The sequence below is a fragment of the Arthrobacter sp. FW306-2-2C-D06B genome (genome assembly GCF_021789175.1).
Taxonomy (GTDB): domain Bacteria; phylum Actinomycetota; class Actinomycetes; order Actinomycetales; family Micrococcaceae; genus Arthrobacter.
Genome location: NZ_CP084560.1, coordinates 2,014,942 through 2,037,326, shown reverse-complemented (window position 1 = coordinate 2,037,326; position 22,385 = coordinate 2,014,942). Strand labels below are relative to the sequence as shown.

Genomic DNA, 22,385 nt, shown 5'->3' with positions numbered 1-22,385 from the left:
AGAGCAAGCGGAGGGCCCACCAGCCAGGGCCCTGAACCCGTCACCCACACACCTGAATAGGCCACCTCGGCGGCCAGGCCAAGGCCCGCGAACTTAGCGTCAGAGGGACGCCATCACAAGCTTTGTACACACGTTAAAGCAAAAACCCCTCTGACGAGGGGTCATGCAGTGCCCGAGGTGGGACTCGAACCGGGTTCCAGGCCTTGGAAACAGGGGGAACTCCTGAAAACATGGCCAGTACGGTCCAGTCCGGCCGATGTACGGCGCAGTCCGGAGCCAAATGTGTTGACACTGTCAACACCCGCAGATCTTCCCCCATCGGCCGCTCAACATACAACCTTCAGGCGTGGAGCTTTCCGCGGCGATCGCGCTTCAACGCCTCGTCAGCAGGTGGCCACGACGGTTCGGGCCTTCCTGGCAGCGTCGAACACCCGCCTCTTACCGTGTCACGAAACTCTCCTTCGGGTGTCATGACACCGCGTAGACTTGGTCGTGAAGGTCAAACCTTTGAGAGGAGCGCGCCATGTCGGCAGGGACACCACGGCACACCATCCGCATCAGCGACGAACTGTGGAACGAAGCGCACCGCAAAGCCCTGCGCGAAGGCACGTCCGTGTCCGAACTCATCCGTACCCGGCTCCACGAGTACGTCGCAGCCCCGGACAAGCACCGCCACACCATCGCCGACTCCCTCGTGTACCTCGTGCCGGACGATTTGGACGACCTGCACGGGCCCGCCGCGGGAACCGTGGAACTCCCCCTGCACCTGGACTGGGGTCCGGAAAGAACCTACAACGTGGACGACGACGGCAGCTGCTCCGTGCTGTACCAACTCACCCTGCAGAACTCCGGATCCATCGAAGAAATCTGCCGCATCGTCAACGCAGTACGGCTGACCGCCCTCTGGCCGACCATGATCCTGCCCGCACGATGCAGGCAGCTCTGGGAAACCACCTTCCCCCAGCTCCCCGCCACCCGCGAAGCGAAGGAACACCCATCATGGACGACGCTCAGCGCGTAGCAGCCAAGATCGCACTTGCCATCCTGGCAGCTGACGGCTTCCTCCTCGCCGGCGGCCAGGCCCTGATCGAACACGGCATCACCGAACGTCTCTCGGACGACATCGACCTCTTCGCCCTGCACCGACGCCACACCCCGGCAACCTTCGCCGCATCGGTGCAGAAAATGACCGCCGCCCTCGAAGCGGCCGGATACACCGTCGAGATCACCCGACAGTACGAGGAATTCGCCAGCGTCACCGTAGGACACAATGAACAAGCCGTCGTCATCGACCTCGGACTGGACTGGTGGGAGAACTCCCCCGCCATTATCGACATCGGCCCCGTCCTCTCCCTGAAAGACTCCGTCGCGTCCAAGCTGCTCGCCGTCTACTCACGCGGATACGCCCGCGACTACCTCGACGCCTACTCCATCATCACCAGCCACCGCTTCACCCACCAACAACTGCTCACCCTCTGCCAACGCCGGGACCCGACCCTGGACCTGCCAATGTTCGCGGCTGCCATCTCCAGGCACCGGACGCTCCCCACCACCGAATTCACCAAATACGGCCTGCAACCCAACGAGCTTCCCACCCTCAGCACCACCCTCCTGGACTTCGCCGAAACAATCCACAAAACCAGCCACAGCCCCGGCACGACCCGCACAGACACACCCAACCTCACCGGGGCCCCAAACCCCGAACCTGGACGGAACAGTGAGTCGAAACAGATACCTGGTCGGCCCAGAGAAAGGTGTGCAATTCCTGCAGGCGAAGGTGACTTGGCGGAGCCCCAGATCCACAACATGACTGTTGAGCTTGGGACCCAGTTACATCTTCCCGTGTGAGCGGGCCCGTACTCCGGCAGAAGAACCAAGCCGTTGTCCCATTACGGCTGCGTCCCTGAAAGATCTGGAGATTCTGGCTCCAAGATGAAGATCGGGTCAAGGGGCCAATCGACGGCGAAGACACGGTTGAAGCTGACGGCGAAGAACCTCGAACCGTCGGCTGCCGTCATCTCGACGAGGGCGATCTCGCCGGGCACCGGATCGGCCGCGGCGCGACTCACCTGGATCGATTGGGCGAGGGCGCTCAACTCGTAGTCCTCGCCTCGATCACGGTCCCGTGCGGCCATCAGCTCGGCGCGGATCGCAGTCGCGCGTTCGGTGCGAGGAACCTCCTTCATGATGAGGCAGGCCGCCACGTACCCTGTTTTGAGCGCCGCGAGCCGGAACGCCTTATCGTTGAATGCCGGGAACGTGATTTCGATCTTGCCGCTTTGAATCATGCGGTCGAAGTTTGGGTCGGAACGCCCAGTCTGAAAGAGGACAAATTCGCCCGTCGGCGTTTCTCGATAGAGATATTCTCCGCCGTTGCGGCGACCGGGGACATCTCCGCCTGAGATGAGAACCCGACCGAGTGACCGTTCGTACCAGGCCTGAAGGTGCGGCTCGAACCGACTTCCGACCTCGTTGTTGCATCGTTCGCAGGTGAGCGTCCGCACATTGCCGCCGATAGAATGCGGCGGAACGTGTTCTCGGCTTAACGGGCCCGGTACCAGACAAATTGGGCACTCGCCGAAGTTGAAGTATTCGACATCAACCGGCAGCAATCCACCCGAGACCTTTACGCCTTGCGGGGTCGGCATACGCGTCTCGAGAACGGAGCCGTCATCCATTTGGAGTGAAACTTGATGGACTTCCGGGATTCCACGAGCTGTGCCATGCCCAGTCACAAACGCTATCACTCCGGGCTTACCAGTCTTGGGCGATACAGCGGACGCCTCAGCTCCCGCTTCCATTTCAGTCACACTGACGATCATGGCACTGAATCGTCGCAGGCCAACCTATTTTAGGCCTTACGACATCTCATAGGCGGTATCAGTGCCCACTTCTGTCGGGAGGGATCTGTCTGGAGTGTCTCCTATGTGGCGTAAGCGGGTGGGACGTCATATCCCGCCGCCCGCGGGAGGAGCTTTGGTGCGGGGTGCGGCCCTTCGGATAACCAGTCGTTGCTGATCTCTGTGGCCTTGGCGGCGTGCAGAACGAGCTGGGCAGCGAGGGCAGAACCGGTGATCTTTGCGTAAGCGAGAGCGGTTTCGCCGATAGTCTCGGTGTGCTCGAGAAGGGGCAACAGGTGTGCGGAGGTGACGTTGCTGAGTTCACCGACGCGTCGGCCGTCGAGCCGGACTTCGACAAACGGACGCTCCGTAGCGTTTTTTAGAGTGCGTGTCGCCTTGTGGAGACTGACGAGCAGGAGGCCGGCCCCGTCCGTTGGCACGTGGTTACAAAGGATGTCGAAATGGTTCTCTTCCTTGAGGACTTGGATCGCCGATCCCCACGGGACAAGAGTGGTGACGCCCGCCGGGGCCTCGTTGAGCGGGGCGATCAGTTCCGGCTCGGGCAGGGCGACGGTGACCCGGGCCTGGAGCCGATCGCCGGCGTCGTACGCCCAGATGCGGGCCGTCGTAGCCGCAGTAAGCCCACTGGCAATGATTCTCCTGATCGGTTGCGTGTAGCGGATTGCGTCTTCGCGGCTGAGATAGCCCAGGACCTGGTTCCGCCACCGAACGCTGATGGCATTCACGTCGTAGGGGTTGTCCGGCTCGGCCACGAGTTCCACCTGGACGCCTTCAGCTTCACTGTCGCGACCTACAGTGGTCGGCGCTTTACTGGCGCGGAGCGCGGCTTTGATCGCCTGGCTGTACGCGTGCTCGCCGACGACTTCTACGTTCGGCCATTCAGAACGGCCGAGCGACACGCGGTACAGCCCCCGGTTTGAGGAAACGGGCCGGGTGACTGACGAAAGTGGCATCTGCCCCTCAACAGCAGCCGGCCCTGGCGCGGCAAGATTTGCCGTTGCCCCTATCCGGGCGTCAGGAACTGCGACTCCTTGCACGGTGCCGGCCGGACTCGCCGACCATGTCGCGTCCTCCCACGCCTGCCGGTCACGGCGGCGCTTCCGCAACAGGAACATCAGCCCGACGATCCCCGCGGCCAGCAGGAACCCTGCCGGCGAGGATACCGTCACCATCAACACCAGCAACCCGAACAAAGTCCACTGCGCATACGTCCCGGCCTTCTCCAGCCCCGGAACGCCGCGGCCGCCGGCGGTCAGCTTAGCCGGACTCTGACCGACACGTTCCAGGACGCGTGCCGCCTGTCCCAAAGTCAGGTGCAGCAGGCTCGGGCGCTTGCCCGTCGCCCGCGCCACGGCCGCGCGAACGAAGTCGCGCTGGAACTTCGATGCCGGGGCCGTCCCATCGGCAGCGAGGAGCTTCCGCCAGGCCTCGTCGCTGATGATCTGATGCACGACCTGTCGGCGGGCCGGTTGAGGCGCCCGGGCGGCGGCCTTTCGTGTCGATCGGCGGTTCGAGCTGGAGGTCACATACGAGACCCCCGTTCCGGGGACCCGCACTGTGCTCGTCGTCCGGCCTGTCGTGGACTTCGTCACCCGGAACGGGCCTGCCCCAATGCTCGCACTCACCCCGCGCTTGGACGCCGTGATCCTCACAGGCCCGAAACTCTTCGACTTGCGGTAACGAAACCCCAACTCGCACCCCCAAAAATAGGCAAACACGAGGATGCGTTCGTCCCCGTAAGGGAGATTCTAAGCCTCAGGGAGTCGAGAATGGGCCTGTAGCCCGTCAGAGACCGAAGAGACGGCCTCATCGACCCTCCCGTCGCGTGTCTTACCCGTGAAGCTGAGGAGATCCGAACTCCCGACTTCTTCCCATGGGACGGCATATTTCGTTGTCTGCCAAAGGTTGGTGTTTGCTTGAAAATCCGCAGAATCTAGCGGATTCATATGCGGCGCAAGACCGGCGACATGTCTGCGTCTTCATCGTTTCCGTGGAGTAAGCCTGCGGCGGACGGAACTCAACCACAGGGTTTCGACACATAGTACGACGCTTCCCTCATAGCGTCCCCGGCTTTCTGGGCAAAGGCCGGGGATCGACAGTCTCTTTGACTTTGGAGCCTGGTCTCTACCAATCCAAAGCGGCCCCGACCTCCCGCACCACGCCGGAGCAGCACCGGGCCAGGATCCTGGCCGGCCTCAAACGGCCCTAACCACGCTCATCCGCGAAGGGCCCGCATGGTTGGCAGGATGTCCGCGGCGTCGTTAATGAGGATGTATCGGGTCAGAGGCTGGGCGAGTCGTTCATCATCCACTGACTGCCGGCGTCGTGGATGTTCAAGGGTTGCGGGCATCAGAATATGCACGGACAGTTTCAGCCGCCGCCCCGCATTTTCCACATAAGCATTTCCCTTACCTCTCGCTTGATTTTCCTTGGTCATTGGGGAAGAAAACCCAATTGAATGCAACAAGAAGCGCAAATACTTTTGACACAGACCAATTTGTTGACTGTATTGATTGGAGCATTTCGATGACCGTTGTGTTGGACGTTCCTCCTCTCCGATGCGCAGCCCGCGCCGTACGCCGACGGACCGAATGTGTAGCTCGCCGGCCGTCTGTTTCCCGCGCAGTCGAGGCGCGCATCGGCCGGGCCTCGGCCATGCGCCACGACGTCGAAACGGCTGGCTAGCCACATGGAACGCGACACGGCAGTTACCTTGGCCGAGCGTCTGTCCGTGCTGGAACTCCAGGAATCGGCACGGGCCACGCTCGCCCGCTACATGGACCTGTGCGACGTCCCGCGGCATTCCTTCCCGTGGGAGGACATGGCTTCGCTGTTTACCGAGCATGCGGTCTGGGAAGGCGTCGGCCCCGAATACACCGGGAAGTTCGGACGTCTGGGAGGCCGGTCAGCGATCCTCGCGATGCTTGCGGACTTTCTTCCGCCGTCGCCGCACTTCAAGCGCAACGTCCATCTACTCGGTAACGGTCGTGTCGCTGCGACTGGCGGCACCGCCAGCGGCCAGTGGATCATGCAGCAGATTTCGGAGTACGACGGCGGCGGGACCGAACTGATCTCGGCCCGCCTCACGGTCGATTTCGAGCTCAGCGACGGAACGATCCGCATCTCACATTTCCGCACCGAAAAGCTGTTTACCGCCGCGCTCGTCAAGCCAGTCCACGCATAGCCCCGAGAAAGAAACCAAGGAGTACCCCATGAGTTTACCAACATCAGAAAGAGCCGCTGGATTCGCGGGCCTTGCCGAAGGCGACCGCGTCGCCGCCCGGCTCTACACCGACCCCGAGATCTTCGACTGGGAAATGGAAAGGATCTTCTACAGCACCTGGGTCTGGGTAGCGCACGAGAGCGAGATCCCGGAGGCCGGCAGCTTCAAGATGTCGCACATCGGCCTCCAGCCGGTCATCGTCAACCGCGACCGCAAAGGCAACTTCAACGTCCTGCTCAACCGCTGCCGCCACCGCGGCGCCAGTGTCTGCGAGGTCCCCAAGGGCAAGGCGAACGGCTTCACCTGCCCCTACCACTCCTGGTCCTACTCCCTGGAAGGCAACCTGCGCGGCATCCCCTACCCGGACGGCTACGAGGGCGTCACCGAGAAGCGCGACCTCCCCCTGCAGGGCCTGCGCGTTGAGAGCTACAACGGCCTCATTTTCGCCAGCTTCAAGACCGACATCGAACCGCTCGAGGACTTCCTCGGCGATGCGAAAACCTGGATCGACCGCTTCATGAAACAGGGTGCCGGCTTCCCGGTCAAGGTCCAGGGAGAGCACAAGTTCCGCTTCAACGGCAACTGGAAGATCCAGCTGGAAAACACCACCGATGGCTACCATTTCCCCATCGTCCACCGCTCCTGGATGGCGTCCGTAGATGCTGAAACCGCGGACATGCTGTCCTTCATGACCGATGAGAGCGCGGTCACCCATGCCCTCGGCAACGGGCACAGCGTCGCCATCATGGTCCCCGAGCACGTGGACCTGGAGGAGGACGACGGCACTGAGGAACTGCAGGAGCGCTTCCGCCACATCATCGATGAGCTCTCCGAGACCATGCCGCAGGACCAGGTCCGCCGGATCGTTCGCTCCATGCACGGCGCGGGCTACAACCTGAACCTGTTCCCCAACCTTTCACTGTCCATGTCCTTCTTCCGGGTCCTGCGCCCGATCTCCGTCGACGAGACGGAAATCCAGCACATGGCGATTGGCCTCGACGGCGGTCCCGAGAGCGTGAACCGCGAGCGCCTGCGGATCCACGAGCACTTCCAGGGGCCGTTCGGCTTCGGCACCTCGGATGACTCCGAGGCCTGGGACCGTGTTCAGCGCGGCGCCGTAGCCAACCCGGACATGCCGATCCTGGTCAACCGTGGCCTGGGACGTGAGGTGACCGTAGATGAAGGCTGGAAGACCTCGCATGTGACCGACGAAACCGGCATGCGCGAATCCTACGCAATGTGGAAAAGGATGATGAGCGATGAAAACTGAGACAGTCGAAGAAGTGGCCCCCATCGACAACCGGCCTGCGTGCGAATCGTTCGAACTGGGACTCGGCAGGCTCGCCGATCCGCGGGTCGGGCGAGCGATCGAACTGATCTGGCGCGAAGCACAGCTCCTGGACGACAAGGACTATGAGTCCTGGCAGACCCTCTACACGGAGGACGCCAAGTACGTCATCCCCGTCGACCCGGATACGGAGGACTTTGAGTCTTCGCTGAACATGGTGTACGACGACGCGCGGATGCGCCACATGCGCGTCACCCGCCTGGTGCAGGGGTACTCGATGTCCGCCGTCGCCGCGGCGCGTACGTCCCGGACCATCTCGCGCTTCACGGTGGAAGAGACCACTGAGGACACCGTCACCCTGCGCTCGGCCCAAGTCTTGGTTGGTTTCAAGCGGGACACGTTCCAGATGCTCGGGGCCGATCTGACTCACCGCATCCGATTGGCTGGCGACGATGCTCGGATTGAACTGAAAGTCATCCGCCTGGTCAATTCCGACTCCGCCGTCAACGCTTCCGGTTTCCTCCTCTAGGATCACCATGAACAACAACATGGGTATGTTCAAAGTACGCGTAGCCGAAGTGCTGGAGGAGACCAGCAACATCAAGTCCTTCCGCCTGAAGCGCGTGGACGGGGCACTGTTCGATCCCTATCCTGCGGGCGCGCATATTGACGTCGTCGGCCCCACCGCTGTCGTCAGGCAGTACTCGCTGTGCAGCCCGCCGCACGACCTGGACGAGTACGTTGTGGCGGTCAAGCTTGAGCCGGGGTCACGCGGTGGTTCCCAGGCCCTCCACGACCACGTCGAGGTAGGCCATGAACTGGAGATCAGCGCCCCGCGCAACCTCCTGTCCGTCGCGGAGGACGCCGATCGGCACATCCTGGTGGGGGCAGGCATCGGCGTCACGCCGATGATCAGCATCGCGTACCACCTTCACCGGGCCGGCGAGGAATTCGAGCTGCACTACTTTGCCCGTTCGGCTAAGGAGGCCGCCTTCCGTGACCTCCTGGGCGAACGGAGTGGTTTTGGCGAGCGCGTCCACTTCCATTTCGGGCTGCAGCGCGAAGATCAGCCCGATGTGTTGGATGGCGCCTTCGCGGACCTCAGCAGCGCCTCGCATGTCTATACGTGCGGACCCCAGGGCTTCATGGACGGTGTTCTAGAGCGAGCGTCGTCGGTCATTCCCAAGGACAACGTACATATCGAGCACTTCCAGGCCGGCGAGCCCGTTGACACCGATTCTGATGCTCCCTTCGAAATTGAGCTGGACGACGAGGTTTACGAGGTCCCCGTCGGTAGGTCCATCGTCCAGGTCCTCGGAGACAACGGCATCGAGGTGGACACCACCTGCCGGGAAGGCATCTGTGGCACATGCATCATGGGCGTGCTGAGGGGCGAACCCGATCACCGCGATCAGTGCATGTCCAGTAGCGAAAAGAGCGCCAACGACCAGATCGCCGCCTGCGTCTCCCGGTCGAAGTCTCCAAGGCTGGTACTGGAGCTTTTCTGAAATCCGCCAGCGGAGTCCTGACGGTACCCAAAAGCACCTAAACCCGTGGTTGATTCACAGGAATCAACCACGGGTTTAGCTAGTTAGCCTTCAGCCCACCGTGACGTTGTTCTGCAGGATGTCCCGCACCAGGGTGGCTATGCTGTCTGCACCCGTCTTCGCTTTGATACGGGTCCGGTGGACGTCAACTGTTTTCACGCTCGTTCCTAGCTTCCGGGCAATGTTCTGGCTCGGAAGGCCGTCGATAACGAGGGCGAGGATTTCGCGTTCGCGCGGCGTCAGGCTGGCGATCCGTTCCTCGATTTCCCGGCGTCCACGGCTGGACTCAAAACGTGTTCTGGCGAGCTCAAGCGTTTCCTGCACGACGTCGAGCATGTGCTGGGGATCATAGGGCTTCTCAAGGAAATTGACTGCGCCTTGGCGCAATGCCTTCACGGACATGCGGATGTCTCCGTGCGCGGAAACAAAGATGACGGGGATCGGCGAAGCGATCTGGTTCAGGGTCTCCTGCAGCTGGAAGCCACCGGTCCTAGGCATCCTCACATCCAAGACAAGGCAGGAAGGGATATTGGGATCGTACCCAGCCAGGAACGACGCAACGTCGTAGAAACTCCGCGACTGAATACTGACGGACTCCAGAAGCCAGGCAAGGGAAGCACACAACTCCTGGTCGTCATCGACGATGTAAACGAGGGCTTCGGGGGAATCCATGTGGGGACCTTGCATTGCTTGGACGAAAAGAGGGTGGAACTTGACGGTATCGACTCCAAGCATGGCAGTCAATCGATAACGCCGTAAGGAAACTACTTATACAACTGAAGCGAATTCTGAAATGGAGTGGGACTAATCGGAATACCCATCAGATCTGGACCGACATAAATTTCTTATACAAGGATTCATGGGATTACCTGAATACCGGTTACGACGCTTGGAGAACAGAAATGTCCGACCTTACACAAATCCAGAAAGATTCCCGACCCGCGATCGTAAGTTTTGAGATCCACTTTCATCGCCTTTCCGCGACTCCGGAACTAGTCGCTTGAGCTCCCTTGGTACCCTTCGCGGGCTGTCCGAAGCCTTGGCTTCCGGCGCTGAGACGCCAGGCTCCGCCGTCGAACACTCTCTGCAGGCTATAAAATCAGCTGAACCCGAGATCCAAGCTTGGGTGGAGATCGACGCCGGCGCTGCCCGCAGCGCCGCCTCGGAACTTGAGCGCTCGGCCGACGCCCGCGGGGTGCTTTGGGGAATGCCCGTAGGCATCAAGGACCTGATCGACGTCCAGGGCCTTCCAACCCGCTGTGGCAGCGTTCTTTCCGGCGGAGAACCGGCTGCCACAGATGCCGACTGTGTGAAGCTTCTCCGGCAGGCGGGCGCCGTGGTCATGGGCAAGACCGTCACCACCGAGTTCGGCTACTTCGCCCCTGGCCCCACGCGCAACCCTGTCAATCCGGCCCACACACCCGGCGGCTCATCCAGCGGATCGGCAGCCGCCGTCGCCGCCGGAATGGTCCCACTGGCAATTGGAACGCAGACAGCAGGATCACTCACGCGACCCGCTTCATTCTGCGGGGTCGCAGGGTTCGTCGCCGCCAAAGGTCAGTTCTCGACCACCGGCATTACAGGGCTAAGCCCCTCATTGGACTCCCTTGGCTTTCTGGCCCGGACAGTGGCGGACCTTCGCCTTGTCTGGAGCACGCTCATGGGCTCGGATGCAGGGCTTCTCGATCTGCCCGACGACGGCGCTCCGCGCATCCTGCTGTGGAACGGCAGCGGCCTTGGTGAGGTGTCCGCAGACATGGCAGCCGCCGTGGAACGTGCCGCCGCGGCGATGAGGCATAGCGGTGCCCCTTGCGCCGAATGGTCAAGCCACAGCGTTGTTCGGCAGCTCGCGGACGACCACGCCACAATCATGGCGTTCGAGGCAGCCCGCGAGCGCTCCTGGGAGCTGCAGCACCTGGACCAAGTGAGTGTACCCCTGGCGGAACTGCTGGCTGCTGGCGCGGTCGCACCCGAGGCAGAGTATGTGGCAGCAGTTGCCCGTATTGCCGGCGCCCGAAAGTTCATTCAAGCCCGGCTGGACAAGTTCGACGCGATACTGGGGCCTGCCGCCTTGGGAGCCGCTCCCCAAGGGCTTGAAGCCACAGGTACGCCCCTACTCAGCCGCCCGTGGCAGGCGTTGGGCCTCCCCGTCATCACGATCCCTGGCCTGCGCGACCCCGCCGGCATGCCGCTCGGACTTCAGCTGATCGGTATCCCTGGCCGCGAACGCCGCCTTTTCTCCATCGCGCAGCGAATCGAAGAATCCTTGGCTCCACAAGTTGCCGTTTGACCCAAGATTCCGCGAGACCGTCAATTCGCCACCACCAGAGGCAAGCCGAACCGCATTGTAGAGCCGTGAGGAACGGTCTCCTCGGCCGTGATGACACCCATGTGCCGGGTAACAATGCGGTGGCAGAGCGCAAGTCCGATGCCATTGCCGTCGGCTTTGGATGTGAATGCCCCGTCAAAAACCCTGCCCTCGGGAATGTGTTCCAGGCCTCGACCCTTGTCGACGATTTCAACAAATCCGGTGCCGTCTTTGGCGAATGACCGGATGCAGATTGCCCGGTCCGCCTCCGGCCAACGCGCCATCTCATCGATAGCGTTATTTGAAAGATTCAGGATCACCTGAGAGATCATGATCTTCTCGCAACGGACGACGAGCGGTAGGTCCGTTCTGTGGACATCAACACGGACGCGTTGGGTTTCGGCCCGCAGCCGGATGAAATATAGGGCTTCGTCAAAGATCGTATTGAGATCAACATCTTCTGCCACTTGTTCCAATTTGGTGACATAACCACGGACGCTTGAGACTATTTGGTTGGCTCTTGTTATCTGAGCCATCGCGTTTTCCAGTCCGAACTGGATCTGCGCGCGCGGGATTTCCTTCCCGACCATGCGCGTACTTAGACCAGCCAAGAAGTTGGTCGCAGCCGCGAGGGGCTGTCCGAGCTCATGAGCTATGGTCATCGCCATGTCCCCCATGGCGTTGTATCGTCCAAGGTAGCTAAGGTGGTCCTCTTTACGCTCCAGTTCGTTCTCGAGCTTTACACGCTGAGAAATGTTCATCAGTGTCAAAAGATTGCCGTAGAAGTCGTTGTCAATGAGGATTTCTTCGGCAGTACCTTCGATCCACACTTCCCGGCCATCCGGATGAACCGCCTTCGTGCGAAAGGTTGGGCCCGCACCCTGACGCAAACGCCTTGTAATGTCCTCCTGAAATGAAGCCCTCAACCTGGGCTCAGCGACGAGCGAAATATGCATTCCGATAACCTCCTGCCGCGAGAGCCCGACGATATTTATCGCCGCGGAGTTAGCATTTGTGATAATTCCTGATCGATTAAACACAATGAGGCCGGTCGAAATTTTTTGAGTGAGAGATGCTAGTTCAGCCTGCGCCCTGGCCAAGGACGTGGAAGCATTCCGCTCATGCTCTACATCGGCGAACTGAAACATTATGAATTCAGAACTCTCGATGCTTATCAGCTTCGCGGTTCCCGGCGTCATAATATGACGCCCTGCCGGGGTTCGTCGGTCCCAGCCAATTCTTCCACTGGCCGCCCCTAAATATTGTTTCCCAAATGGGTGGATACGTTCCCTGGTGTCCATGTCAAAGAAATCCAATGAAGTCGGGGCGACTTTGGAAACGTCTTTTGGTTCGACACTCAGAAGCTCACATGCCGCGTCGTTTGCCCACAGGATCTTTTCGGCCGCGACATCTTGGAGGAACACAGCGTGATCCATCAACTCGATTATTTTCCGGAACTCACCACGGCTAAAACTCACCACTTGGCTCCTTTCTTCATTAGGGCCTTGGATCGGAGCAGGAGCCGCTCGAGCGGCCCCGGCACTACTCCACGCTAGGGCCGCCCAGGTTCACAGCCGTGTTCGGCCGCTGTCTTGAATCCTCACAACAGGCTCTTTTGGGAAATCCCTTCAATGCTAATGTCGCCTGACTGTTGCAGAACAAGTAGGCGTTGGGGGAACTGGTCCGCAGAGCGGACCGTTCCTATTGGATTCGCTTAATCGGATATGTAGTCTTCCAGAATCCTTGGCAACCGGTCCTGTTGAAGCTCCCGCTTGATGCCCGATCCGACCGCAACATCGGCGACGCCCAGCTGACCACCGCCCACCACTAATACACCACACGATACTGAGATCTGTTAACCAAACAGACCAAGTGCTCGGTCTGTTGGTGTAATTGACATTGGGCCCGCGCTACTGCACGGGCCAAAAGGAGGACCCATGACCACCACAGGAGCGGTACTACCCGCCGAATCGGCCGTCTCGGCCCCTACGAAGAAGGCCTCAGCCAAGCTAATAGCAGCAATGGCGATGGCCCAATTCGGTCTTTCCGTCGCGTTGCTTACGCCAGTCACCGCAAGCCTGACCATCAAGGTCCAGTCGGTCGTCGGCCAGGACAACGTAGTTGCTGTGTTCGGCATCGTCAGCACTATCGGAGCGCTTGCTGCGTTCCTTGCCAATCCCATCTTCGGCCGGATCAGCGACAGGACTACCTCCCGTTTCGGTCGACGGCGGCCTTGGCTCCTACTGGGTGTCGTCGGTCTCGCGGTGAGTGAGATCGTCCTTGTCCTCATGCCGGATGTGCTTGGGATCGCGATCGCTTGGTTCGCCGCCCAGGCGTTCGCCAACGCCGCACAGGCTGCTCTTCTTGCCACCATCGCTGACCAGATTCCGCCCGAGCAGAGAGGAAGGGTGAGTGGTCTTATCGGCCTCATGCAGCAGGGCAGCAAGCTTGGTTCGGCGTACATTGCCCAGTTCCTCGTCGGGAACCTCCTGTTGATGTTCGCGCTTCCAGCATTCGCAGGAGTTCTTCTTCTGTTGCCATTCCTGATGATGCTTCCGGACCGACGGCTTGTCCAGCCTCCCCGGGCTGAGGGCTTCCGGGAGGTCCTGCAGACGTTCTGGCTGTCACCGCGCCGACACCCCGATTTCGCCCTCGCTTGGGGTTCCCGATTCCTCCTCACCACCGCGTTGTACATGTTCATGACATACCGCCTGCTCTACATGCAGCACGAACTCAAATTGTCCACCGCTGACGCGACAGCCGTACTGGCCACGGGAGTGTTGATCTACACGGTAACTCTCGCACTGGCCGGACAGGCGGCCGGCTGGCTGTCCGACAGGGTGGGCCGACGCAAGCTGTTTGTCATCGGCGCCGCTGCGATCTTTGGAGTCGGCATGTGGATGCTCGCCCAAGCCAGCAGTGCCGGAGACTTCTACCTAGCCGAACTCGTGCTTGGCCTGGGATTCGGAATCTACATCGCTGTCGACTTAGCCTTGGTCATCGATGTCCTTCCCGGCCTGAATGATTCGGCGAAGAACCTGGGAGTACTGAACATGGCTCAGGTACTCCCTCAATCCATCGCGCCAGGAATTGGTGCTGTCCTTATCGGAGTGGGCGGCGGTCACAACTACGATCTGCTCCTGGGTACCGCGGCCGCAGTTAGCGTGGCGGGTGCTCTGCTCATCCTCCCCATCAAGAAGGTGCGTTAAGGGATGACGATGACGGCTAATGAAGACAAGACCCGACTCGGGGTCGCATCTGCCAGAGAAGGGGAGGAACCCGAGACGCTCATCAACAAGGCCATCAATGCTCTGGACTTGGAAGGCAAAATTCGGCTGTTGACCGGCGCCTCCGGCTTCACCCTCCATGAAGAGCCGGCGATCAATCTCGCCGAAGTGGTGTTCTCCGATGGCCCGACCGGGGTACGCGGCCCCATCTTCACCGGCGGTCGCAAGGCCTGCCTGCTGCCGAACGCCACTCTGGTGGCCCAGCACTGGGACACTGAGGTGGCCGCGCAGGTCGGAGCATTACTGGCCGAGGAGGCAGCCAGCCAACATGTCCACGTCGTACTCGGCCCGACCGTCAACCTCCACCGCACCGCTCTCAGTGGGCGCCTCTACGAGTCGTTCAGCGAAGACCCGCTCCTGACCGGAGCACTTGCCACCGCATACGTAAAAGGGTTGCAGGACCGCGGCATAGCGGCGACAGTGAAACACTTCGTCGCCAACGAGGTAGAGACCGACCGGAAGACGGTGAACGCGGTCGTGGATGAACGGACCCTCAGGGAGGTCTATCTGCTGCCATTCGAGATGGCGGTGGCAGGCGCCAACCCGTGGACCATCATGGCCGCCTACAACCGTGTCAATGGAGTTCCGGCTACAGACAACGCAGAGCTGATCAGCGGCGTCCTCAAGGAGGAGTGGGGATACGACGGTCTAGTCATGTCCGACTGGTATGCAACCGAATCCACCGCTGAGAGCGCCAACTCTGGTCTGGATCTGACGATGCCTGGCCCCGAGGGGCCGTGGGGCGACAAGCTCGTCGCCGCAGTACGACGAGGTGAGGTGGCCGAAACCACCATCGACGAGCACGTGCGACGCTTCCTGAGGCTAGCGGGTCGAGTCGGTGCTTTCGGAGCCCATCGGCAGTGGCCGCGGGAAGTCCTCGCGCCCGATGACCTGCAGCGGCGCACCAAGCTCAAGAAACTAGCCGCCGGGGGAATGACCGTGCTCGTCAATCGGGAATCAACCCTTCCCCTCACGGACGTGGGCACGGTCGCGGTCATTGGGCGCCACGCCCGCGAGACCGTGGCGCAAGGTGCCGGCTCCGCGCAGGTACGCCCCCCACATGTCGTCAGTATCGAGGACGGGATCAAGCAGGCGCTCGGCGCGGACAGGGTGATCGTCGTTGACGGCGTCGAGGTACGCACCGACCCGCTGGTCGCCGACCTCGCCCTGCTGCGCGACCCCGAAACGGGGCAACCCGGCATGCGGGTAACAACCAGCGACGCGCACGGCGCGCTGATCGAATCCCGGCACGTCTCCTGGACCGAAGTATCGACGCGGGAAAGCCCGTGGCTGGAGTCCGCGGCAACAATCGAGCTGAAAGCCGAGCTCGCTGTGGAAAAGGAGACGCGCCTGCAGGTAGGGGTGCGCGGTCGTGGGGACTGGACTTTCTCGGTACCCGACCACTACGAGCGCGTCCGTCTCGACCGTGTAGACGATGCCGGTGAAGTCCTGAGGCTGCCGTACCGAACGGTCTCCATGGCCCTACAGCCCGGTGCCACGTTAACCGCGGTCACGGACGCACAACCCGGCCACCGAATCCTGGCCCTGGCGGCCCGGGTGGCACCCAAGCCCCCCGCCGTCGCAATCGCCGCTGCGGCACGGGCAGCACGCGAGGCCGATATCGCGGTAGTCGTCGTTGGTCTGACCCCGGAGCAAGAGAGCGAGGAAGTCGACAAGATCACCCTTGCGCTACCAGGGGAGCAAGATGCCATGGTCTCCGCGGTCGCCGCTGCAGCCAAGCGCACCGTCGTCGTCGTCAACGCCGCCACTCCCGTCCTGATGCCCTGGCTCGACCAGGTGGACGCCGTCCTGTGGGCCGGCCTGCCCGGGCAGGAAGCAGGCGCGGCTGTAGCTGCCGCCCTGACGGGAGAGGTGGAACCCGCCGGCCGGCTTGTCACGACGTTTCCGGCGCGGGAGGGTGACGCCCCTACTTGGTCGCCCATCCCTGTGAACGGTGAAATGCGCTACGACGAGGGAATCGCGGTCGGCTACCGGGGGTGGCAGACCGAGCCGCTGTTCTGGTTCGGGCACGGGCTCGGTTACACGGAGTGGAGCTACGCCGACGCCGAGGTCATCGCCGATGACACCATCCGCTCGGTACGCGTCGAGGTCGCCAATGTCGGTTCGCGGGCTGGCCGCGAAGTCGTGCAGGTATACTGGCGGCCCGAAAATGAACCGGTTCGGCTCATCGGTTGGTCCGGGGTCTGCCTAGAGCCAGGCCAGAAGGCTCTGGTTGAAGTGCCGGTCGAACACTGGACCCAGAGGCGCTGGCATGATGGCGGATGGCAGCCATTGCCACTCACGGGTGAGGTGCTGCTCGCCCGTGGGCTCGGTGACGTACGCCTCACAATGCCGGCAGCCGGTTAGAACAGGGGCCGAAATGTCCTTTCCGCCTCGCTACCATATGGCTCCGAAGTCCCGGCGGATCACCGGAGAAGCCTCACGTGCAAAGGCAGTGCGTGAAGCACTGGCACTCTTCGCCACCTCAGGGTTCAAGGGGACCACCATCGCAAGATTGGCTGCGGGCACGGGATTGTCACAATCAGGGCTTCTGCACCACTTCCCGAGCAAGGCCAAATTGCTGTCGGCCGTCCTGGAAGCACGTGATGCTGAAGATGGGGAGTTCCTTAACACCGAACATGGTGAGGCGCCGATGGGTTGGGAAGCCTTCGACGCCCTCCAGGCCCTGGTTGCCCGCAACTCCTCCCGTCCACAATTTGTCGGCCTCTACGTGAAGATGGCCGCTGAGGCCGTCGAGGAGGACCATCCGGCCCACGAGTGGCTCGAGAATCGCTACGCGGCAATGAAGGAATGGCTGACCGACGCTGTCCGCTTCGGTCAGGTGCGAGGCGAGATCGTCTCTGATGCCCCGGTTGATCACCTGGTCCGAACCACGATCGCAGTCCTAGATGGACTGCAGCAACAGTGGCTGATTGATCCATCGAAATTCTCGATGGTCGAAGCCTTCGGCTTCCACATCGCCGGACTGCGCGCCTGCTGGCAGGTCACTGAAATGGAGTCCGCTTCAGCAGCGCTCTCGGCCGTCACGTGAGGACGCGATGAGTTTCCTCCCTGGGCGCCCCCCAGGCATGTCATGCTGGCTGCAGGGACAGCGGCTTGCCTGGGCGAAGGGCGGTGAACGATCGTGGCTCGTGTTGACAAAGAGTCAGTGCTGGGGAAAGCCCGCCTAATCCTCGGCGCTTTCGACGCGGAGTCCCCCGTACTGGGTTTATCCGAGCTCGCACGGCGAACCCAGCTCGCGAAGACCACGGTTCTGCGCTTGGTGACGGAGATGGTCCAGGTCGGATTCTTGAACCGGCGGGGGCGACGCTACGAGCTCGGTCCACTGCTCTTCGAACTCGGACAGCGTGTCCAGCGCACCCGCCAGCTCCGCCTGATCGCGGCGAGGTACCTCGAGGACCTCGCTCGTAGCACGGGGGAAACCGTCGTGCTGGCGTATGCCGGTGACAACGAAGTGCTCTTCCTGGAGAAGTATTTCAGCCGGCGAGGCGGAGGCGTCACCGTGACCCAGGTGGAGGGCCGGGTCCCGTTTCACTGCGGAGCCTCCGGCAAGGCGCTATTGGCATTCGGTGACGCCGAACTCCGTGAGCGGATACTCGCCGCGCCATTGCGGCGAAAGACCCCATGGACAATCACCGATGCCGCACAACTTCGCGCGGAGCTTGAGAAGACGCGCCGACAGGGCTTCGCCGTCGATCGGCAAGAACTTGTGGTCGGCTTCGGCGCTGTCTCAGTGCCAATCATGATCGGGGACCTGGCGGCTGCCACACTGACGGTAGTCGGCCCAATCAGCAGAATCGACGTCGCGCGGCTTGCGCCCGAGATGATCGCGGTGGGACGAACCTTAGCCCGAGACTTCCAAACTGCAGGTTTCTGAGCGAAATAGCAAGGCAGATCCAACGCACGAAGGAAGGTCCCGTTTGGATCTTCAAACGGGACCTTCCTTCGTGCGTCAGCGCCGGCTTGCGGCAATCCGTTTCATGCCCAAGCAGCGTCGGCGGTCCAGTATTCGGAACCGTTCGCGCTGATTCCATGCTTCCACTCAGTCATACGCTTGAGCTGCGGTTCAATCCGGGCAGTGACGGCATCGGCTGCCTCCGGTCCGTCTTGGTCCGCCTGCCAGTGCACCCAGTTCACCTCCAGGTCGTTCTCGTCGTGGACGAACAGGTCCACATGGTGCCAGCCGTAGCCGAATGTGTCGGCATAGCAGGTCAGAAACATCCGGTCGTGCTTCCTGGGATGGGCCATCGGACGTTCTCCTTTCACGTTGTTTATGAGCAGAGTATGAAGGATTTCCTTACCCCGGAAGGGCAGATAGCTTTACCCTGGCCAATGGTTTCTCGCATTTTCACGCACGGAAATTCAACGCAAGGAAATTAGGGGAAGGCATCACCTTCGCCGGCAACTTTGCCGTCCCCAGAAGGCACCCGTGAAGATTGAGCGCATTGGGGCGATCCCATATTCGATCTCCGACTCCAAGCCCCTGGAGTTCGCCAGCGGGCGGGCAACCGCAGCGTATCGACCTGGGCGGCGCGGTCCATGTCACCGTGCTCGATACGGGACACCCTGTTCTGGCTGACGTGCAGACGCGCAGCCAGCTCGACCTGCGTCAGGTCGGATGCCTCCCGGAGCTCCGCGAAGCCGATCGGCCCGGGCCTCATCGAGCAGGAGCTTCTTGTGGGCGTCCACAGCCACCCGGTCAACAGGCCGCTTGGCCAAGATTTCCTCGATAATCTTTGCGATTACGATCCTCCTTTCAGAATCCTCACATGATCATCGAACAGCTGATCCGCAATCGGGATATTTGTTTTGTACCACTTGCTCCAGTTACCGGCCTTGTCTCCTGCGACGAGCAAGATCGCATTCGGCTCCGGGTCAAAGGCGAACAAGATCCGTAACTCCGAGCGACCACGGCTCCGCAAGCCGTACGTCAACAATCCACACCGAATCCATGATATTCCCCACGGGTTCTACAACTTCAGGGCTATATTCGAACCCGCAGACGCTCGTCTAAGCAGTCTTCAGCTTGCCTAAGAGAGCAACCCGTGTAGCCGGATTGTTGGGCCCGAAGAGGAACCGGTACCCGACGGTACACGAGATGTTGAGCGGGCTGTCGCTGAGTATTGCTATTTCGGAAGTCGCCGGCCCGCCCAGGGCCTTGCTCAGTGGTGGGCGAGCTCACCGTAGAAAAAGGATGCCGTGACGCCACCGTCCATGAGGAAGTCGCTGCCTGTGATGAAAGCACGGTCGGCGCCCATCAGGAGCGCTCCCACGGTGCCGACCTCGTCAGGGGTTCCGCCCCGTCCCACTGGGGAGAGTTCGATCATGTACCGGTACCCCTCTCCGCGGGGCTCGGTCAGCTCGTCTTTGGCCAGGGGCGTGAAGATGATGCTCGGGCTGATGGTGTTGATCCGCGCGCCGCGTTTACCCCACTGTACGGCTTCGGCCTTGACGCGTAGCGAGTTGCCGCGCTTGGCCAGTTGATAGGCGTGGAGGGAATCCGTGACTTGGTCCGGCCGAAGCATGGGCAGGATCAGCAGAGCATCGGCCGGTGTCGTGGCGAGGGCGGCGTTCTCTTCGGCGGTCAGCGCGCCGAGGCGGTGCCCTGATTGTGAGGCGATGACGACGCCGGCTCCGCCGGGTGCGATGACGTTCCCGAATTCCTCGAGCAGCACCGCGGTCCCGTAGAGGTCCACGGCGAGGATGGCGGCCGGCGAGGCCTGGCTGGGTGAGACACCTGCCGCGTGGATGAGCCCGGTGACGTTGCCGAGTGCTGTGGCCGCCTGGACCACGGCGCGGACGGACTCGTGGGAGGACACATCAACGGTCATCGTGCTGACGTCGAACCCGGCATTGCCCAACACTTCGGCCGCCGCGTCGGCGTTGTCCTGGTTCAGGTCCGCCAACACAACGTGCTTGCCCGCGCTCACGCGGCGGGCGATGGCCTCGCCGATCGACCCGGCCCCGATGACAACGATGACCTCGCTCATGGTGATCCCCTGTTTCTTTGTCGTGGATGGGGCGATGGCAAGATGTGCGTGTGGCGGGCTCGTCCCGGAGTTTCCTGTTCCGTCCGGCGAAAGTGACGCCAAGCCCGGCAGCCCAACCCTGTGAGGAGGCCAGCCGCTAGCCTTCGGCGGTGTCGTTCCCTGCCGAAATCGTGGCGAGGTCATGACGGAACGTTTCGGGTTCACGGTCCAGAGGGAGGTTGATTACGTCTTCGGGCGCGTCGAGAGACCCTGCTGAGTCCGGCGTCAAGGAGTGGAAGACTGTGGTGAGGTCGTCTTGTGCGGGTCCGTAGTCTGCGATGAGTTCGAAGGTTTTGTGGTCGGCGGCATCGAGGTGCAGGCTGTCGATGAGGACGCGGGCGATCTGGTCCCGGGCGATGACGCCGTCTTTGGGTGAGCCGGTCTGTCGCCGATCCCCCTGGAGCATGACGATCGTCCGCTGGCCGGCTTGGTTGTAGTCGAACCAGCCGGGCCGCACGATCGTGTAGGGGTTGCCGCTGGCGCGGACGAGCCGCTCGCTGCGCAGTTTCCATTGGGCGTAGGCGACGCCGGGTCGGGTGGTGCCGATAGCGGTCATCAGGGCAATGCGTGCCCGGCGGCCGTCCACGGCGCGGAGGACGTTGGCGACGCCGGCGTAGTCGTTGTCCCGCACGTCCTGTTCACTGGTCGTGGATCCGTGGGTGAACACGATCGCGTCGACTCCCTCGACGGCCGGGCCGAGGGTGTCCGGACGGGTCAGATCCCCGATCACCAGGTCCACCCCTTCGGGAAGAAGGCGGGCGGCGCGGGCCTGGTCACGCACGAGCGCACGGACCGCGTAACCCTGACTCAGCGCCTCCGCCACGGCATGGCGGCCGATGCTGCCCGTGGCACCGACGATCAGGACAGTGGAGGGACGGCCGTTCATTGTTTCTCCTTGACCGCATTGTGCGTGGTCTCCCGCTGGGTGGCGGCCCAGCTGGCGAGGACTTTCAGGGCGTCCTCGGAGGGGGTCCCGGGGTCCGCCGTGTAGACGTTGATACGCAGTCCAGGGTCCGCGGGGAGTTCCAGAGCTTCAAAGCTAAGGTCCAGGTCCCCGACGATCGGGTGGTGCAGGCGTTTGCGGCCGGCGCGGTGGTACTTCACGTCGTGACGGGCCCACCGGGTGCGGAACTCTTCGCTGCGGGTGGAGAGTTCACCGATCAGGTCCGTGAGGTCCTTGTCGTACGGGTTTTTCCCGGCGGTGGAGCGCAGGACAGCGACGATGTCGTCCGCTGCGCGTTCCCAGTCGGCGAAGAACTCCCGCGCTTTCGGGTTCAGGAAGGTGAAGCGCGCGCTGTTCGGCGGGGCAGTCACCTCTGCCATCATGTCCAGATACAGGGCACGGCCCAGTTCGTTGGCGGCGAGGACATCCCCGCGGTCGTTGCGGACCCAGGCCGGTGCCGCCGTGATCGCCTCGATGACCCGTTGCACGCTCGGCCGCACCGTCTGCGGGCTGTGCCGGCGCCGGACCCGGGGCGAAGCGGAGGCTGCGCGGGCCAGGTCAAAGAGGTGGGCCGTTTCGGCGTCGTCGAGCTTCAACGCACGGCCGAGGGCTTCGAGGACACTGTCCGAGGCGCCGGAGAGGTTTCCGCGCTCGAGGCGGATGTAGTAGTCGATGCTCATCCCTGCGAGCATCGCCACTTCCTCCCGGCGCAGCCCGCTAACCCGCCGGTTGCCGCCGTAGACCGGCAGCCCGGCCTCATCGGGGGTGATCCTTGCGCGGCGGGAGGTCAGGAACTTCCGCACGTCCTCGCTGTGTGTCATGGCATCCACGCTACGCGCGGTCGACGGGACGAGGGAGGCACTGGCGTTACCCGGAAC

General features: G+C 62.1%; 22 protein-coding genes. 11 read left to right on the top strand and 11 right to left on the bottom strand.

Going from position 1 to position 22,385, the window contains the following annotated elements; genetic code table 11:
• Positions 1-523 precede the first annotated feature (523 nt).
• Complete coding sequence (locus LFT47_RS09505) at positions 524-1,021, top strand: hypothetical protein (RefSeq protein WP_236817623.1); 498 nt, start codon at positions 524-526, stop codon at positions 1,019-1,021.
• Positions 1,000-1,848: a nucleotidyl transferase AbiEii/AbiGii toxin family protein gene (locus tag LFT47_RS09500; RefSeq protein WP_236817621.1), complete on the top strand. Its 849-nt coding sequence runs from the start codon at positions 1,000-1,002 to the stop codon at positions 1,846-1,848. Before LFT47_RS09505 ends, LFT47_RS09500 begins: the two co-directional genes overlap by 22 nt.
• A 41-nt stretch (positions 1,849-1,889) precedes the next feature.
• On the opposite strand, the gene LFT47_RS09495 is transcribed toward LFT47_RS09500, so the two are convergent.
• From LFT47_RS09495 to LFT47_RS21370, 3 genes are all read right to left on the bottom strand, one after another.
• Entirely contained in the window at positions 1,890-2,678 is a 789-nt protein-coding gene (locus LFT47_RS09495) for an HNH endonuclease (protein WP_236817613.1), read from the bottom strand.
• Between the two features lie 245 nt (positions 2,679-2,923).
• Positions 2,924-4,312, bottom strand: a complete 1,389-nt coding sequence (locus LFT47_RS09490; protein ID WP_236817611.1) for an HIRAN domain-containing protein — start codon at positions 4,310-4,312, stop codon at positions 2,924-2,926.
• A 764-nt stretch (positions 4,313-5,076) separates the two neighbouring features.
• Entirely contained in the window at positions 5,077-5,211 is a 135-nt protein-coding gene (locus LFT47_RS21370; protein WP_272909622.1) for a hypothetical protein, read from the bottom strand.
• Positions 5,212-5,550: 339 nt separating this feature from the next.
• Between LFT47_RS21370 and LFT47_RS09485 the strand changes: the two genes are divergently transcribed.
• Genes LFT47_RS09485 through LFT47_RS09470 form a run of 4 tightly spaced genes read left to right on the top strand, consistent with a single transcriptional unit; the run spans position 5,551 to position 8,880 of the window.
• On the top strand, positions 5,551-6,045 hold the full coding sequence (locus tag LFT47_RS09485; protein ID WP_236817609.1) for a nuclear transport factor 2 family protein: 495 nt from the start codon (positions 5,551-5,553) through the stop codon (positions 6,043-6,045).
• Between the two features lie 28 nt (positions 6,046-6,073).
• Positions 6,074-7,354, top strand: coding sequence for an aromatic ring-hydroxylating oxygenase subunit alpha (locus tag LFT47_RS09480; RefSeq protein ID WP_236817603.1), 1,281 nt, complete (start codon positions 6,074-6,076; stop codon positions 7,352-7,354).
• Complete coding sequence (locus LFT47_RS09475) at positions 7,344-7,901, top strand: aromatic-ring-hydroxylating dioxygenase subunit beta (RefSeq protein WP_236817601.1); 558 nt, start codon at positions 7,344-7,346, stop codon at positions 7,899-7,901. The genes LFT47_RS09480 and LFT47_RS09475 overlap by 11 nt, the downstream gene beginning before the upstream one ends.
• Positions 7,902-7,908: 7 nt before the next feature.
• Positions 7,909-8,880: a PDR/VanB family oxidoreductase gene (locus tag LFT47_RS09470; protein ID WP_236817599.1), complete on the top strand. Its 972-nt coding sequence runs from the start codon at positions 7,909-7,911 to the stop codon at positions 8,878-8,880.
• A 90-nt stretch (positions 8,881-8,970) separates the two neighbouring features.
• Here the strand turns inward: LFT47_RS09470 and LFT47_RS09465 are convergent, their stop codons facing one another.
• Positions 8,971-9,591: a response regulator transcription factor gene (locus LFT47_RS09465; RefSeq protein ID WP_236817592.1), complete on the bottom strand. Its 621-nt coding sequence runs from the start codon at positions 9,589-9,591 to the stop codon at positions 8,971-8,973.
• A gap of 328 nt (positions 9,592-9,919) precedes the next feature.
• Between LFT47_RS09465 and LFT47_RS09460 the strand changes: the two genes are divergently transcribed.
• Positions 9,920-11,209, top strand: coding sequence for an amidase (locus LFT47_RS09460; RefSeq protein ID WP_236817590.1), 1,290 nt, complete (start codon positions 9,920-9,922; stop codon positions 11,207-11,209).
• 20 nt (positions 11,210-11,229) lie between these two features.
• On the opposite strand, the gene LFT47_RS09455 is transcribed toward LFT47_RS09460, so the two are convergent.
• A complete protein-coding gene (locus LFT47_RS09455; RefSeq protein ID WP_236817588.1) occupies positions 11,230-12,705 on the bottom strand; it encodes a PAS domain S-box protein in 1,476 nt (491 codons plus the stop codon).
• 459 nt (positions 12,706-13,164) lie between these two features.
• On the opposite strand from LFT47_RS09455, the gene LFT47_RS09450 reads away from it, so the two are divergent.
• From LFT47_RS09450 to LFT47_RS09435, 4 genes are all read left to right on the top strand, one after another.
• Entirely contained in the window at positions 13,165-14,436 is a 1,272-nt protein-coding gene (locus LFT47_RS09450) for an MFS transporter (RefSeq protein ID WP_236817586.1), read from the top strand.
• Between the two features lie 9 nt (positions 14,437-14,445).
• Complete coding sequence (locus tag LFT47_RS09445; RefSeq protein WP_236817584.1) at positions 14,446-16,881, top strand: glycoside hydrolase family 3 protein; 2,436 nt, start codon at positions 14,446-14,448, stop codon at positions 16,879-16,881.
• A gap of 13 nt (positions 16,882-16,894) precedes the next feature.
• A complete protein-coding gene (locus LFT47_RS09440; protein ID WP_236817582.1) occupies positions 16,895-17,566 on the top strand; it encodes a TetR/AcrR family transcriptional regulator in 672 nt (223 codons plus the stop codon).
• A gap of 117 nt (positions 17,567-17,683) precedes the next feature.
• Complete coding sequence (locus tag LFT47_RS09435; RefSeq protein WP_236817580.1) at positions 17,684-18,412, top strand: IclR family transcriptional regulator; 729 nt, start codon at positions 17,684-17,686, stop codon at positions 18,410-18,412.
• Between the two features lie 101 nt (positions 18,413-18,513).
• Here LFT47_RS09435 and LFT47_RS09430 read toward each other — a convergent pair whose 3' ends face one another.
• The 6 genes from LFT47_RS09430 to LFT47_RS09410 form a co-directional block, all read right to left on the bottom strand.
• The gene (locus LFT47_RS09430; protein WP_236817578.1) at positions 18,514-18,783 is read right to left on the bottom strand and encodes a hypothetical protein; all 270 of its coding nucleotides are present in this window, start codon (positions 18,781-18,783) and stop codon (positions 18,514-18,516) included.
• A 128-nt stretch (positions 18,784-18,911) separates the two neighbouring features.
• Positions 18,912-19,196, bottom strand: a complete 285-nt coding sequence (locus tag LFT47_RS21490; protein ID WP_442863449.1) for a helix-turn-helix domain-containing protein — start codon at positions 19,194-19,196, stop codon at positions 18,912-18,914.
• Between the two features lie 81 nt (positions 19,197-19,277).
• On the bottom strand, positions 19,278-19,424 hold the full coding sequence (locus tag LFT47_RS09425; protein WP_236817576.1) for a type II toxin-antitoxin system RelE/ParE family toxin: 147 nt from the start codon (positions 19,422-19,424) through the stop codon (positions 19,278-19,280).
• A 273-nt stretch (positions 19,425-19,697) separates the two neighbouring features.
• The gene (locus tag LFT47_RS09420) at positions 19,698-20,525 is read right to left on the bottom strand and encodes an SDR family oxidoreductase (protein ID WP_236817573.1); all 828 of its coding nucleotides are present in this window, start codon (positions 20,523-20,525) and stop codon (positions 19,698-19,700) included.
• A gap of 136 nt (positions 20,526-20,661) precedes the next feature.
• Entirely contained in the window at positions 20,662-21,450 is a 789-nt protein-coding gene (locus LFT47_RS09415; protein WP_236817572.1) for an SDR family oxidoreductase, read from the bottom strand.
• On the bottom strand, positions 21,447-22,328 hold the full coding sequence (locus LFT47_RS09410) for a helix-turn-helix transcriptional regulator (protein ID WP_236817570.1): 882 nt from the start codon (positions 22,326-22,328) through the stop codon (positions 21,447-21,449). Before LFT47_RS09410 ends, LFT47_RS09415 begins: the two co-directional genes overlap by 4 nt.
• Positions 22,329-22,385: the final 57 nt, after the last annotated feature.

Excerpts from the sequence above, each read along its gene's own strand:
- LFT47_RS09505 (WP_236817623.1), top strand. The coding sequence starts at position 524 with ATGTCGGCAGGGACACCACGGCACACCATCCGCATCAGCGACGAACTG.
- LFT47_RS09500 (WP_236817621.1), top strand. The coding sequence starts at position 1,000 with ATGGACGACGCTCAGCGCGTAGCAGCCAAGATCGCACTTGCCATCCTG.
- LFT47_RS09495 (WP_236817613.1), bottom strand. The coding sequence starts at position 2,678 with ATGGATGACGGCTCCGTTCTCGAGACGCGTATGCCGACCCCGCAAGGC.
- LFT47_RS21370 (WP_272909622.1), bottom strand. The coding sequence starts at position 5,211 with ATGCCCGCAACCCTTGAACATCCACGACGCCGGCAGTCAGTGGATGAT.
- LFT47_RS09485 (WP_236817609.1), top strand. The coding sequence starts at position 5,551 with ATGGAACGCGACACGGCAGTTACCTTGGCCGAGCGTCTGTCCGTGCTG.
- LFT47_RS09480 (WP_236817603.1), top strand. The coding sequence starts at position 6,074 with ATGAGTTTACCAACATCAGAAAGAGCCGCTGGATTCGCGGGCCTTGCC.
- LFT47_RS09475 (WP_236817601.1), top strand. The coding sequence starts at position 7,344 with ATGAAAACTGAGACAGTCGAAGAAGTGGCCCCCATCGACAACCGGCCT.
- LFT47_RS09470 (WP_236817599.1), top strand. The coding sequence starts at position 7,909 with ATGAACAACAACATGGGTATGTTCAAAGTACGCGTAGCCGAAGTGCTG.
- LFT47_RS09465 (WP_236817592.1), bottom strand. The coding sequence starts at position 9,591 with ATGGATTCCCCCGAAGCCCTCGTTTACATCGTCGATGACGACCAGGAG.
- LFT47_RS09450 (WP_236817586.1), top strand. The coding sequence starts at position 13,165 with ATGACCACCACAGGAGCGGTACTACCCGCCGAATCGGCCGTCTCGGCC.
- LFT47_RS09445 (WP_236817584.1), top strand. The coding sequence starts at position 14,446 with ATGACGGCTAATGAAGACAAGACCCGACTCGGGGTCGCATCTGCCAGA.
- LFT47_RS09440 (WP_236817582.1), top strand. The coding sequence starts at position 16,895 with ATGTCCTTTCCGCCTCGCTACCATATGGCTCCGAAGTCCCGGCGGATC.
- LFT47_RS09430 (WP_236817578.1), bottom strand. The coding sequence starts at position 18,783 with ATGGCCCATCCCAGGAAGCACGACCGGATGTTTCTGACCTGCTATGCC.
- LFT47_RS21490 (WP_442863449.1), bottom strand. The coding sequence starts at position 19,196 with ATGAGGCCCGGGCCGATCGGCTTCGCGGAGCTCCGGGAGGCATCCGAC.
- LFT47_RS09420 (WP_236817573.1), bottom strand. The coding sequence starts at position 20,525 with ATGAGCGAGGTCATCGTTGTCATCGGGGCCGGGTCGATCGGCGAGGCC.
- LFT47_RS09415 (WP_236817572.1), bottom strand. The coding sequence starts at position 21,450 with ATGAACGGCCGTCCCTCCACTGTCCTGATCGTCGGTGCCACGGGCAGC.
- LFT47_RS09410 (WP_236817570.1), bottom strand. The coding sequence starts at position 22,328 with ATGACACACAGCGAGGACGTGCGGAAGTTCCTGACCTCCCGCCGCGCA.